Genomic DNA, 11617 nt, shown 5'->3' with positions numbered 1-11617 from the left:
ATCAAGATCGATGCTGGCGGCGTGACCATCAGTGGGGCGCAGGTGAAGACCAATTCCGGTGGGTCGCCGGGGGCGGGGAGCGGGATTCAGATATTAGCGGCTTTGTTGCCCGGCTTGGCTGATAAGGACCGGTTCGGACAATTACTTAAAAATGCTCCGCGCAGTCACAAAGCACGCTACCTGCTTCAAGACGAAAAAACAGGCGAGCCTTTAGTAGGAAGTCCTTACACCCTGAAACTGGCCGACGGTACGCGTATCGCAGGTTACACCAATGAAGAAGGCAAGACCTTTCTTGCCCATAGCACTGACCCTGTCGAAGTGGAGTTGTTGACGCCTGTTCGTAAGCCTGAGCCTGAAGAACCATTGATCAGGGCGGGTGAAAGTGCTCCAAAAGAAATGACTCTGGACTTCAAAGACGCCAACTCGGAGGGCTAAGACATGGCAGTCATGCAACCACCTCAGGCCCCTCAGACGCCTCAAAGTTGTACCAATACGAGCATTGAAGGCACGGTCAAAGAAGCCCCATTGCCCAATCCGGACAACAAGCCTTACTTGATGGAAAAGGCGAATTACGCATCGCGATTTCCGAAGCTATCGATCAAGAAGACAAAGGATGGTGGTGTGACAGGGTTGGAGCTCAAGCAACTGGTCATGAGCGGGTTGATCAGAGCTGACGAGTATCGCCGGGATTTTCTTTGGGACTACAAAGCGGAAGTCTGCTTTGACATGGCATTTCTTCCGCCCAAGCCATTTCTCAGCTCTTCATTTTTTGGCGAGAACGAGACGCCTGATCCGTTGCGGCGCCATACGTTATTTCCGTTTCCCAAAAATTCGGTCAAGGGCTTACTGAGGCGCCCGGACGTCATTATTGTGAAAAACCGCAGCATCCGATGGCCGGGGCAGGCAGGACCTGATCATCAGGGCGTTGCTCATCCGAATAATCTGGAGCGGCTCGTGGAGGTGAAGTTTCCGGGAGACAAGTTATATCCCGAGCAGGAGCGAGCCTATCTGTTAATCGCTGGAGGGCGTGGTCGTTTCTCTGTTTTGGAGATTAGTGACTGTCGAGATGATGATGAGCGTGAACGAGATCGTCAGTACAACAGAGAACATAAGCCAACAGGCGAGTTTAACCCTTTGCAATGGCCGTCGATTTTGCCCGGTCGTAACCCTGATGAAGCGCCGAGGCCAGCACCTGTACCGGTGCCAGCCTATGGCCCAACAGCAACACCCAGACCTGCACATGTTGAAAGCTGGACTCAGCAGGTTCAGTCTGCTGTGGATGGTCTTTTAGAGCAGGGTGCTGAAGGTATCAGGCAATTGTCGCAAGAAATTCAACAGCATCTGGAGGATGCCGCCACTTGGCTGGGTATCAAAGGTGATTGGGTGCGTCGTGAATCGCAGAAAGCATGGGACTGGGTAAGCGAAACCGGCGCTCAGATAGTACGCTGGACAGATGATCAGTTACGAGCGGCCTGGAAAGAGATTCAACGATATACCGACATTACCTTGGAGATGTTGCGGCAGATTGACTGGGTGCAGGTCTTGATTGATGTGGGCGTCGTCGTTGCCACTGTAGTTGTAGCGTTTGCTATCGGAGCCGCAGTTGTTGCCGCAGGTATCCCGGCTGCCCTCGTAGCCGCTCTGCTGGTTATTATTCGCTTGGCCCAAGCCTCTTGGGCTCTGTTAGCCACAATCTTGGGCGGTGCTACAGTGACTGCTACAGTAGCTGCTGGCTAATGAGAGAGAACATGAATATATTAAAAAAGCTGGAACAGCAAGCACCCGACCTTGCTTTTGAATTGCCGGATGGTAAGCCTGTAGTCAGGCTAGGCCTGATTTTTACTGTGTATTTCAAGCAAGGATATACAAGTGAAACTAAAGGAAAGCTTTTGGAGTGTTTTCGTCGCTTTTACGACGAACACCAGAAAAAGTTGAAGTGCTTGGTGTATGGTCGCCATAAAAAACTGACGGCTGCTAGTTTTGAAAAGGCCCAACAAGCCATTTTAGCGAGTGGCGGGAATGAGGAGTTCAGTCTTTTTCTAGGCAGTGCTTCCAATGATACGGAGGCAGCTGAGTATTCGCTTAGCGCCCTGAACTCTTTTGAAGTGCATGGTGATAAACTCCGATCTTATATCAAGCTTGTAATGCCTTGGAATGTTCTCTTGGAGTCTGATGGACTTTCAAGGTTTCAAGAGTGGGCTACGTATCTATGTGATCAAGTCAATGCAGAACATGGCTATGGGGGGCTGTCGAGTATTTTGCCTTATGACTACCATCGCTATATTCCTACCGAGTACCAACTGGCTCAGCAATATTCTGGGTTGGAAGTTGATTCCATGCCTCATGCGTCGTCAATCGAACTATTGGAGGCTGTAAAAGGAGTTAATTGGTTCACTGTTTTAGGGACGTACTTTGTGAACCGTCTAGGTGGCGAAGCGGTGCTTCGTCAGGCGTTCAGTGGTCGCGGCGATATAGAGATCCTGACGTATAGCAACGGTCTTATTATCAAAGCTGGCGAGTACCCACAGCTGGGACGATTGGAGGACGGCCCCCCTCTACCTTATGTTGCAGTAAATAGAATAATTAAACAGATACGCATTCAACAACCTGATCAACTGCACCCCTATTCGCCCTATGGGAATGCCTTTGAAGAAGAGAGCACTTCGCGCTGGTACGCTCGTTTCGACCAGGATGATGATCAATCAAAAACTCCCGCCCGTCTTGAGGCCGGTCAGCCATGCACTGTCGCTGGCTACTGGTTCACCCCAGCCCAAGCCAACTCAAGACGCCACTTCCAGCAAGGTGAAATCATGCCGCGCATCAGTGATTCGACGTGGGGGGATACGATTTGGTACTGGTCGGGTGAGAGTTAATTACCGGCATTTCCAATGGGGGCGCAACCTTAATCTTCTGCTGCTGAAAGCTGCGCCGCCATAGACTTTGCTACATGCCCGAAAGAGACTCACGCCAGACCGGCAACACCTGCTCATCAATCCCCCAATGAGGCTGACCTGGACGAACACAGACTCCACCGACCCAACGCTCATGAGTCGCATGCTCCGGCCAGTAAGCCGCGCCACTCAAAACCTGTTTGCCCAGCTCCGTAATCGTCAACAGACGCCGAGGCCATTCCTGATGAGCCTCCGACTCGATCAGCAAGGGGCGCGGGGTATCGATCAGCGGTCGCATCATCGTGTGAAACATCATATCCCCCAGAAACGGCAGCGGTTCGCGCCTGGCCATCAGCTCGGCGAAAACCCTGCCGCATGCCACCGGGCCAGCCTCGTCCACATACTGCAAAGCCAGGCGCTCCGTGAGCGACAAACCATCGCGAATACCCGGCAACTCCTGCAATTGCCGCAACAGCGCCGGCGCGAGAAAGGGCAGGGCCGCGTTCGGTTCATGAGCCAGTTTCGCCAGGGCCACGGGAGATGAATCGCAATACGCCAGCCACGCCTGACGGGCCAACAACAGCGCGTCCTCATCCACTAGCCTGCGCTGTGGCCAAAGCCAGGCAAGCACATCGGGAGCCAGTTGCCCGATGCCGATGAAGCGCTGGACGCCTGGCACCCGATCCAACTCGATCAGCTCAAGCTTGCGCGGCAGACGCTCAAGGCCCGCCAGCGCCCGTGCAAGGAAAAGCTGATCATAAGCATCCGCTTCGCACCACAGCACGCTATGGTCGGCGTCACTCAACTGCGAGAGGTTGGAATATTCATCATCGAACCGTCGTGCGGCGTCGGCCACATCAACCCCGAAAGCCTCGTTGATGAACTGGCTGCGCAGCGCCTTGTACGCCTCGGCAGGCAGATCCTGGACCGGTCCCATGCACAGCGGGTCCGTCAGCATTCGGAACGAACCCTTGAAACCCGCCAGTTGCAGGCTGTGCGCAATGTCGTTGCCGCAACGCCAATGCACGGTACGCGCTTCGTCACTCGCCTCGAAATCCGGATGCAGCGCCGCAAACTCCACCGCATCCACATGAGCCTTGAGCTTGGGCCAACTGCTGAAACCCAACTCTCGGGCGATCAGCCACTGAGCATCGGACAGCGTCACAGGCACGGAGGAATGAGTACGTGAAAGCAGCGAAAGCTCATCAGGCGCAGCGCCGTTTTTCATGCGCTGCAAAAGCTCCTTGGCACGCTTGCGCTGCTGCTCAAGGTTGATACGACCGTCATTGGACAATGACGTAGAACGAGTAGACATACGATCTCCTTGCACAAACCTTGTCCGCTTGAAGGTTGGGAGTCGTAATGACGAATGCGGGGAAGCATGATCCTGGGCGCAGCCCTTTCCGCGGGTGGTGGCGTGGATAGCGCCGGGCTGGAATATAGGCAACGGACACGATGAATGCAATGTTCACCTGGCTAACAGGCATATCACTTTGTGGGACCGGATTTATTCAGGAGGGCGTTACCGAATAACCATCCGGATGCTGCTGGCCACAGCTCGTCGCGGCCAACGTATTCCCACCAGTGACAGGTATGCCTTAACTGATCGGCATTAGGAGGTTTGGCCCCTGATCTTGAGAAATCAGAGGCGGTGATGTTGAGCTATTTGAACAATTCAGCATGGCTGCCGAGATCGACAAAGGTCACTAGATCGGCTCGGGCTATATCATAAATCAGAAGAAAGTCCCCGCCGATGTGACATTCCCTATACCCGGCCCATTCGCCCTTCAGTGCATGATCCAGATACTCGGGAGGTAACTGCTCCCCCAAGAACAGCATCACCATAACCTTGCGGACTTCATGCATGTCGCGAAGCCCGGCGCGCTTATAACGCTCCCAGGACTTCTTAAATTCAGGTGTCTGCGCGCACTGTTTTGGCAGGTCGGCGCGCTTTTGCTTCTTTTCCGGCTTTGCCATCAGTATCCCTTAACATGTCATCGATAGAGTCGAACTGACGACGAATTTCACGCGCTTGTGCCATGGCTCGAGCGGTTTTTTCCGAGGGGACGCGTACCTCGAAAGGCAGCCCTTGAGTTGTCACAACTTGGCGGAGAAAAAGACGCAAGCCGTCACTGAGGGTCAGCCCGCATGCATTCAGTACTGCGGTGGCACGATCCTTCAACTCCTCGTCGATGCGGCAACGCACATCGGTGGTTTTAAGTGTTGCAGTCATGATCTCAGCTTCCTCAGCTTGGTATGTAGCTACGTTGTGGCTACGTGGCGATTATGTCATTCCATCAAATTTGGGCAAGTGCTTTTTGTCTTGGGCCGGACCTCAGCCAGTCCGTACGTCTTGAATCATGAGGCTGACAAGTCGTCTCCCAAGGCGGTAGACACAAGACAAAAGATTGCTGAAAAAGCGCTCACCCCTCTCGCTGACGCGCTTTTCGCAGTACAAAAAATCTGCAGCACAGACCAGCCGAGGGGCTTTAAATTGGTCGGCGAATTCATCGTGTGAAAGGTTTTGCAGAAAAATGAAGCGCGATTGAGCTGAGATGGGTGGAAAAAAGGGCCAAAGCGGTGCAGTCAGTGAATGTGTGGCCTGTAAGCTTTCCGCAGATGGGGGCCTGGATAGCGCCGAGCGGAATATAGGCAACGGACACGATGAATGCAATGTTCACCTGGCTAACAGGCATATCACTTTGTGGGACCGGATTTATCCGCGAAGGCGTTACCGAACAACCATCCGCAAACTGCTGGCCACACAACCCGCCGCCGCAAAACCAGCACCCACAGCCAACGCCAGGCTCGGCCCGCTGTCGCCAACCAGCCCGAAACACAGCGCAACCAGCGCTGCGCCGGTCGCCTGACCAATCAGGCGGGAACTGGCCACAGTACCGCTGGCACCACTGGCCCGTTCCTTCGGCGCTGTGGTCATGATCGCCTTGAGGTTGGGCGCCTGGACAAACCCGAACCCGATCCCGCAATAAATCATGCGGGCCACGATTTCGCTGGTCGAAGGATGATCGGGCATCCATAGCAGCGACAGCATGCCGGTACTCAGGATGGCCAGCCCGATGCTGCACAACACGCCTGGCGGATAACGATCCGACAACCGCCCGGCAAAGGGACCGATGGCTGCCACCACAACCGACCACGGCGTCATCAGAAAACCGGTCTGGATCGGATCAAGCCCCAGCGTATGTTCAAAAAAGAACGGCAGAGACACAAACGCCAGCCCCTGAGTCGTGAACACACAAAACGCCGTGAGGGCCGACAAGGCAAACATTGGCCGCCTGAGCAGGTCCAGCGGGAACATCGGGGCCGGATGATTGCGCTCACGCCGCAGCATCAGCGCCCCGGCGATCAGAAATACACCCAACCCGACCAGCACACTGAACATGGATTCCAGTTGAGCGGCCTGACCCAATGCAAAGATCAGTGCGCCGAACGTGACCGTGTTCAGCAGCGCTGTCTTGTAATCGAAAGGCTGCTCGGCGCGAGTATGGGCTGTGGGCAGGGAATTCCAGGCGAAGGCCACTGCAAACAGCCCGATAGGCAGATTGATCGCAAACAGCCAGGGCCAACTGGCGACTGACAACACCAGCGAGGCCACGGTAGGGCCGATTGAAAAGGCGGTGCCTACCACCAGAGCATTCAGGCCCACCCCGCGCCCCAGATGCTCCCGCGCAAAGATCTGGCCGATCAGGGCGGTATTCACGCTCATGATCGCGCTGGCACCCAGGCCTTGCAGCACACGTGCCGCGATCAGTGTGCTCAACGAATCCGCCAGACTGCACAGCCCGGACGCCAGGACAAACAGGATGAGGCCGCCCAGATAAATCTTGCGCGGCCCGATGACACCGCCCAGCGCAGCCAGCGGAAGCAGGGTTGCCACCGCCGCCAGTTGATAGGCGTTGATGATCCATACCGCAGCAGCGGGTGGCGTATTCAGATCCGCCGCAATCGCGGGCAAGGCGGTATTGGCAATGGCGATATCCAGCGTTGCCAGTGCAATGGACACCAGAATCGCCGCCATCGCCCGCCACTGGCGTGCGGTGAGTTGCGGTGCAGTGGAAGGCATCGCTCAGGTCACGCCTGATCGGCGGCTTGATCAGCCTGAAACTTCTTCACCACTTCATTGGCAATCTTGAAACTGTCGAGCGCTGCCGGCACGCCGCAGTAGATACAGGCCTGCAAAAGAATTTCCTGAATCTCGGCAGGCGTCACGCCATTGTTCAAGGCACCCAGCACATGCAGACGCACCTCGTTGGGCCGGTTGAGAGCCGTCAGCATGGCCAGATTGAGCATGCTGCGAGTCTTGCGCTCCAGCCCCGGACGAGTCCAGACCTCACCCCAGCACCATTCGGTGGTGATCTTCTGCATCGGAATCATGAAGTCCTCGACCTCATCGACCGACTTGTCCACATAAGCCGCGCCCAACACCTCGCGACGCACCTCCAGGCCTTTCTTGAATTGCGGGTTATCGAACTCTTCTTTCAGTGGCATGACAGGCTCCGGTATTCATTTTTATTGGGTAGCGACTGAAACGCCCAAGGTGTGGCCCCGGCGCGTGTATCGCCACTATAGCCATTTGCCGGGATAACAAAAAATCACAATTTTCATGATGTGCATTCCAGTGTGGAATGGTTCCGTACTCCCCGGCACCACGCGATCTGTGGGACCGGATTTATCCGGGAAAGCGTCATTTCTGCCAACAATGTCTACCCGGAACAGCAAGGCCGTATAAGCAACACGGCCTTACTCGGTCTTTGTTGCCTCAGCGCCCCATCACCTTCCGCCAGAACCCGCGCTCAGGCGAAGATAGAACCTGCGGGGCAACATTCGGCATATCCCGCAACCGAATCCAGGGCTCATCACGCCACTGCATCACACTCAATGACGTACCCGGCCAGTGCAAATGGCTCAGCCGCGGATTATCCAACGTCACGTTCTGCGCCCCATGCAGCACCGGCAACACCTCATGAGTCAGCCACTGCCGCAACGCCCGGTTCTCAGGCACGTAATGATGAACCAACAACGCAAACGCCCCCGACTCGCTGACCATCAACTGCTTTTGCCACTTGCCATTGGCCTGCAACCAGACAACCCGACGCTGATCGGCATCCAGCTTGAGCGCTGATCGTTCGCCCAGGGTTTGGCCCATCAGACGGGCAAGGTCTGAGAGACAGAACCAGGCTTGGGATTCGGTGAACATGGCGCGCAGCATGCGGCTGTGGCGGAGGAAGAGGGTGGATTCGAAGGAGGATGTACAGGGAAGATCGCTGTTGAAATTTTGCATGGTTTTCATTCATCGGATATGGCTGTTGGAACTGCCCGAATTGTCGCCAAACAATGGGTGGCAGTTGTGTGTGGGTTGGCGAACCGGTAGCCATCTCCAAGCCCGGCAGGCCCGAAGGCCTCCCGCACACAACCGCCATAACGCGATGAGCTGACAGGATAAAGCGCCTGCATCACGATGGGGAGAGATTTAGCTTGGTCGGGTCGCCAAACCCTGTCGCTGAATTAGTAGCGAACTGTCGGGAAGAGTAGCTTGGGGGGCTGTGTGGGTTAAATGAGGAGATTCAGTTTGGGTGGATGGATGGGGAGTGGGTAATGGTAGGGCTGGTATGAGAGGAGCGTAGGATTTTGCGGTTGAACAGGCTGCATGAGTGATGATATTGGTTTTCTGAACTGCCTATACGGCAGTGAAGTGGACTGCATCGAGTACGACGCCCAGCAGTTCTTTCTGAGCTGCCTACACGGCAGTGAAGCCTTTTATGCCTTCAGGAGTGAAGGGGGCTACTTTCTGAGCTGCCTACACGGCAGTGAAGGCACCAATCATGAGCTGAAGAGCTGACTCATATTTCTGAGCTGCCTACACGGCAGTGAAGAGGCGCTGAACGCCGCATTGAGTGCGCTGCCATTTCTGAGCTGCCTACACGGCAGTGAAGTAGGCACTCTGCTCGATAACCTTCCGTTTTCAAAGAAAAATATGCGCTTGCGGTCGTTTTACCCCTTTTTTCGCCGGTTCTGTAAGTGATTGATTTTAAAAGGGTGCATGGTGGGACGAAAAAATAGGGTCAAAAGGAGGGTGCGTTAAGTGGTGGTCTGGCACCGGACTTGTAGGATGCGACTTCAGTCGCGAGAGGTTGGTACATTTACAGGAGATGTATTGTCTGGAACGCCGTTTCGCGAATGAATTCGCTCTTACAGGCCCAGCAGGCAGACTGGATAATCACCAAAACCCAGACACAAAAAAACCGGCTCAACTGGCCGGTTTCTTTTAAACCCAAGCTCTGCAACCGCGTGGGTGTCTTGCTATTTGGTGCCCCGAGGGAGACTCGAACTCCCACTCCTTTCGAAAACGGATTTTGAATCCGCCGCGTCTACCAATTCCGCCATCAGGGCTCAATGGCGGCGAAGTATAGGGATGCGCATATCATTGGTCAACAAGGTTTTTTGCAGGTTTTTTACTAATCCCTCCAAACCGGATAAACTCCCCGGCCCTGCTTATCGAACACCATCATGCGCGTTGCTGACTTTACCTTCGATCTTCCTGATTCCCTGATTGCTCGCCACCCGCTGGCCGAGCGGCGCAGTAGTCGTCTGTTGACCCTGGACGGGGTGAGCGGCGCGCTGGCGCATCGTCAATTCACTGATTTGCTTGAGCATTTGCGCTCTGGTGATCTGATGATCTTCAACAACACCCGTGTGATTCCCGCACGTCTGTTCGGGCAGAAAGCGTCCGGCGGCAAGCTGGAGATTCTGGTTGAGCGGGTGCTGGACAGTCATCGGGTGCTGGCGCATGTGCGGTCGAGCAAGTCGCCCAAGCCGGGTTCGTCGATTCTGATCGACGGCGGTGGCGAGGCCGAGATGGTGGCGCGTCACGACACGCTGTTCGAGCTGCGTTTTGCCGAAGAGGTGCTGCCGCTGCTGGACCGCGTCGGGCATATGCCGTTGCCTCCTTATATAGATCGCCCGGACGAAGGCGCTGACCGCGAGCGTTATCAGACGGTCTATGCCCAGCGTGCCGGTGCGGTGGCTGCGCCGACGGCAGGTCTGCATTTCGACGAGCCGCTGCTGGAGGCGATTGCCGCCAAGGGCGTCGAGACGGCGTTCGTGACCCTGCACGTGGGCGCTGGCACCTTCCAGCCGGTGCGCGTGGATCGGATCGAAGATCACCATATGCACAACGAATGGCTGGAAGTCAGCCAGGAAGTGGTCGATGCCGTGGCCGCGTGCCGTGCGCGGGGCGGGCGGGTGATTGCGGTCGGGACCACCAGCGTGCGTTCGCTGGAGAGTGCTGCGCGTGATGGCGTGTTGAAGCCGTTCAGCGGCGACACCGATATCTTCATTTATCCAGGTCGGCCGTTTCATGTGGTCGATGCGCTGGTGACCAATTTCCATTTGCCTGAATCCACGCTGTTGATGCTGGTTTCGGCGTTCGCCGGTTATCCCGAAACCATGGCGGCCTACAAGGCGGCCATCGAGCATGGGTACCGCTTCTTCAGTTACGGTGATGCGATGTTCATCACCCGCAATCCCGCGCCGACTGCTCCGCAGGAATCGGCCTCAGAGGATCAAGCATGAGTCGCACCTGTCGTATGTCTTTCGAGCTGCTGGCCACTGACGGCAAGGCTCGTCGCGGTCGCCTGACCTTCCCTCGTGGCGTGGTGGAAACCCCGGCGTTCATGCCGGTGGGCACTTATGGCACGGTCAAGGGCATGCTGCCTCGGGATATCGAGGCGACCGGCGCGCAGATCATTCTGGGTAACACCTTCCACCTGTGGCTGCGTCCGGGCACCGAGGTCATCAAGGGCCATGGCGACCTGCACGATTTCATGCAGTGGAAAGGGCCGATCCTGACCGACTCCGGCGGTTTCCAGGTGTTCAGCCTGGGCGCGATGCGCAAGATCAAGGAGGAGGGCGTGACCTTCGCTTCTCCGGTCGATGGCGCCAAGGTGTTCATGGGGCCGGAAGAGTCGATGCAGGTCCAGCGTGACCTGGGCTCGGACATCGTGATGATTTTCGACGAATGCACGCCGTACCCGGCTGATGAAGACGTCGCACGGGTTTCCATGGAGCTGTCGCTGCGCTGGGCCAAGCGCTCGAAAGTCGCCCATGGCGAAAGCACGGCGGCGCTGTTCGGCATCGTGCAGGGCGGCATGCATGAAAACCTGCGCATGCGCTCGCTCGAGGGGCTGGACCAGATCGGTTTCGATGGCCTGGCCATTGGCGGCCTGTCGGTGGGCGAGCCCAAGCACGAGATGATCAAGGTGCTGGATTACCTGCCGGGCCAGATGCCAGCAGACAAACCTCGTTACCTTATGGGGGTAGGCAAGCCCGAGGATCTGGTTGAGGGTGTGCGTCGCGGAGTCGACATGTTCGACTGCGTGATGCCGACCCGCAATGCCCGCAACGGTCATCTGTTCATCGATACCGGTGTTCTGAAGATCCGTAATGCGTTCCATCGCCATGATGATTCGCCGCTGGATCCGACCTGTGACTGCTACACCTGCCAGAACTTCTCCCGCGCTTATCTGCATCACCTGGAAAAATGCGGCGAAATGTTGGGGAGCATGCTCAATACGATCCACAATTTGCGGCATTACCAGCTGCTTATGGCTGGTTTGCGCGAGGCTATTCAACAAGGTACATTGGCCGCCTTCGTCGATGCCTTCTATGCCAAACGCGGCCTTCCAACGCCGCCGCTTGGCTGAAAC

General features: G+C 56.2%; 11 protein-coding genes, 1 tRNA gene and 1 CRISPR repeat array. Of the genes, 5 read left to right on the top strand and 7 right to left on the bottom strand.

Features of this window, described 5'->3' with window-relative positions:
- The 3 genes from K5D32_RS25970 to K5D32_RS14555 form a co-directional block, all read left to right on the top strand.
- A partial coding sequence (locus K5D32_RS25970) for a hypothetical protein (protein ID WP_260407391.1) occupies positions 1-435 on the top strand: 435 nt, incomplete at its 5' end.
- 3 nt (positions 436-438) lie between these two features.
- A complete protein-coding gene (locus K5D32_RS14560) occupies positions 439-1737 on the top strand; it encodes a VRR-NUC domain-containing protein (protein WP_221600730.1) in 1299 nt (432 codons plus the stop codon).
- A gap of 11 nt (positions 1738-1748) precedes the next feature.
- On the top strand, positions 1749-2873 hold the full coding sequence (locus K5D32_RS14555; protein WP_221600728.1) for a type VI immunity family protein: 1125 nt from the start codon (positions 1749-1751) through the stop codon (positions 2871-2873).
- Positions 2874-2943: 70 nt separating this feature from the next.
- On the opposite strand, the gene K5D32_RS14550 is transcribed toward K5D32_RS14555, so the two are convergent.
- The 7 genes from K5D32_RS14550 to K5D32_RS14520 all read right to left on the bottom strand — a co-directional run bounded on the left by K5D32_RS14550 (position 2944) and on the right by K5D32_RS14520 (position 9302).
- Positions 2944-4206, bottom strand: a complete 1263-nt coding sequence (locus tag K5D32_RS14550) for a DUF1835 domain-containing protein (protein WP_221600727.1) — start codon at positions 4204-4206, stop codon at positions 2944-2946.
- Between the two features lie 347 nt (positions 4207-4553).
- Positions 4554-4868 (bottom strand): type II toxin-antitoxin system YafQ family toxin, encoded by a 315-nt coding sequence (locus K5D32_RS14545; protein ID WP_095067099.1) that lies wholly within the window; start codon positions 4866-4868, stop codon positions 4554-4556.
- Positions 4804-5124 (bottom strand): type II toxin-antitoxin system RelB/DinJ family antitoxin, encoded by a 321-nt coding sequence (locus K5D32_RS14540; protein WP_095067098.1) that lies wholly within the window; start codon positions 5122-5124, stop codon positions 4804-4806. The genes K5D32_RS14545 and K5D32_RS14540 overlap by 65 nt, the downstream gene beginning before the upstream one ends.
- Positions 5125-5622: 498 nt before the next feature.
- On the bottom strand, positions 5623-6975 hold the full coding sequence (locus K5D32_RS14535; RefSeq protein WP_260407390.1) for an MFS transporter: 1353 nt from the start codon (positions 6973-6975) through the stop codon (positions 5623-5625).
- Between the two features lie 8 nt (positions 6976-6983).
- On the bottom strand, positions 6984-7400 hold the full coding sequence (locus K5D32_RS14530) for a carboxymuconolactone decarboxylase family protein (RefSeq protein ID WP_095067095.1): 417 nt from the start codon (positions 7398-7400) through the stop codon (positions 6984-6986).
- 271 nt (positions 7401-7671) lie between these two features.
- Complete coding sequence (locus tag K5D32_RS14525) at positions 7672-8193, bottom strand: Bro-N domain-containing protein (RefSeq protein ID WP_221600725.1); 522 nt, start codon at positions 8191-8193, stop codon at positions 7672-7674.
- Between the two features lie 384 nt (positions 8194-8577).
- Positions 8578-8845: direct repeats of the CRISPR family, unit length 28 nt; unit sequence TTTCTGAGCTGCCTACACGGCAGTGAAG.
- A gap of 372 nt (positions 8846-9217) precedes the next feature.
- Positions 9218-9302: transfer RNA gene (locus K5D32_RS14520), tRNA-Leu, on the bottom strand.
- A gap of 117 nt (positions 9303-9419) precedes the next feature.
- Between K5D32_RS14520 and queA the strand changes: the two genes are divergently transcribed.
- Positions 9420-10484 carry a tRNA preQ1(34) S-adenosylmethionine ribosyltransferase-isomerase QueA gene (gene queA / locus K5D32_RS14515; protein WP_221600723.1) on the top strand — a complete coding sequence of 355 codons (1065 nt, stop codon included), beginning with the start codon at positions 9420-9422 and terminating at the stop codon, positions 10482-10484.
- A 14-nt stretch (positions 10485-10498) separates the two neighbouring features.
- Positions 10499-11614, top strand: a complete 1116-nt coding sequence (gene tgt / locus K5D32_RS14510; protein WP_221600734.1) for a tRNA guanosine(34) transglycosylase Tgt — start codon at positions 10499-10501, stop codon at positions 11612-11614.
- Positions 11615-11617 lie beyond the last annotated feature (3 nt).

Source organism: Pseudomonas cichorii (genome assembly GCF_019719005.1).
Taxonomy (GTDB): Bacteria; Pseudomonadota; Gammaproteobacteria; order Pseudomonadales; family Pseudomonadaceae; genus Aquipseudomonas; species Aquipseudomonas cichorii_E.
The sequence above is the reverse complement of the archived record's forward strand: the minus strand, read 5'-3'. Positions and strand labels throughout refer to the sequence as shown.

Bases quoted from the DNA above. Each gene is read 5' to 3' on its own strand.
- K5D32_RS14530 (WP_095067095.1), bottom strand. From the start codon at position 7,400: ATGCCACTGAAAGAAGAGTTCGATAACCCGCAATTCAAGAAAGGCCTG.
- queA (WP_221600723.1), top strand. From the start codon at position 9,420: ATGCGCGTTGCTGACTTTACCTTCGATCTTCCTGATTCCCTGATTGCT.
- K5D32_RS14540 (WP_095067098.1), bottom strand. From the start codon at position 5,124: ATGACTGCAACACTTAAAACCACCGATGTGCGTTGCCGCATCGACGAG.
- tgt (WP_221600734.1), top strand. From the start codon at position 10,499: ATGTCTTTCGAGCTGCTGGCCACTGACGGCAAGGCTCGTCGCGGTCGC.
- K5D32_RS14535 (WP_260407390.1), bottom strand. From the start codon at position 6,975: ATGCCTTCCACTGCACCGCAACTCACCGCACGCCAGTGGCGGGCGATG.
- K5D32_RS14550 (WP_221600727.1), bottom strand. From the start codon at position 4,206: ATGTCTACTCGTTCTACGTCATTGTCCAATGACGGTCGTATCAACCTT.
- K5D32_RS14560 (WP_221600730.1), top strand. From the start codon at position 439: ATGGCAGTCATGCAACCACCTCAGGCCCCTCAGACGCCTCAAAGTTGT.
- K5D32_RS14555 (WP_221600728.1), top strand. From the start codon at position 1,749: ATGAATATATTAAAAAAGCTGGAACAGCAAGCACCCGACCTTGCTTTT.
- K5D32_RS14545 (WP_095067099.1), bottom strand. From the start codon at position 4,868: ATGGCAAAGCCGGAAAAGAAGCAAAAGCGCGCCGACCTGCCAAAACAG.
- K5D32_RS14525 (WP_221600725.1), bottom strand. From the start codon at position 8,193: ATGCAAAATTTCAACAGCGATCTTCCCTGTACATCCTCCTTCGAATCC.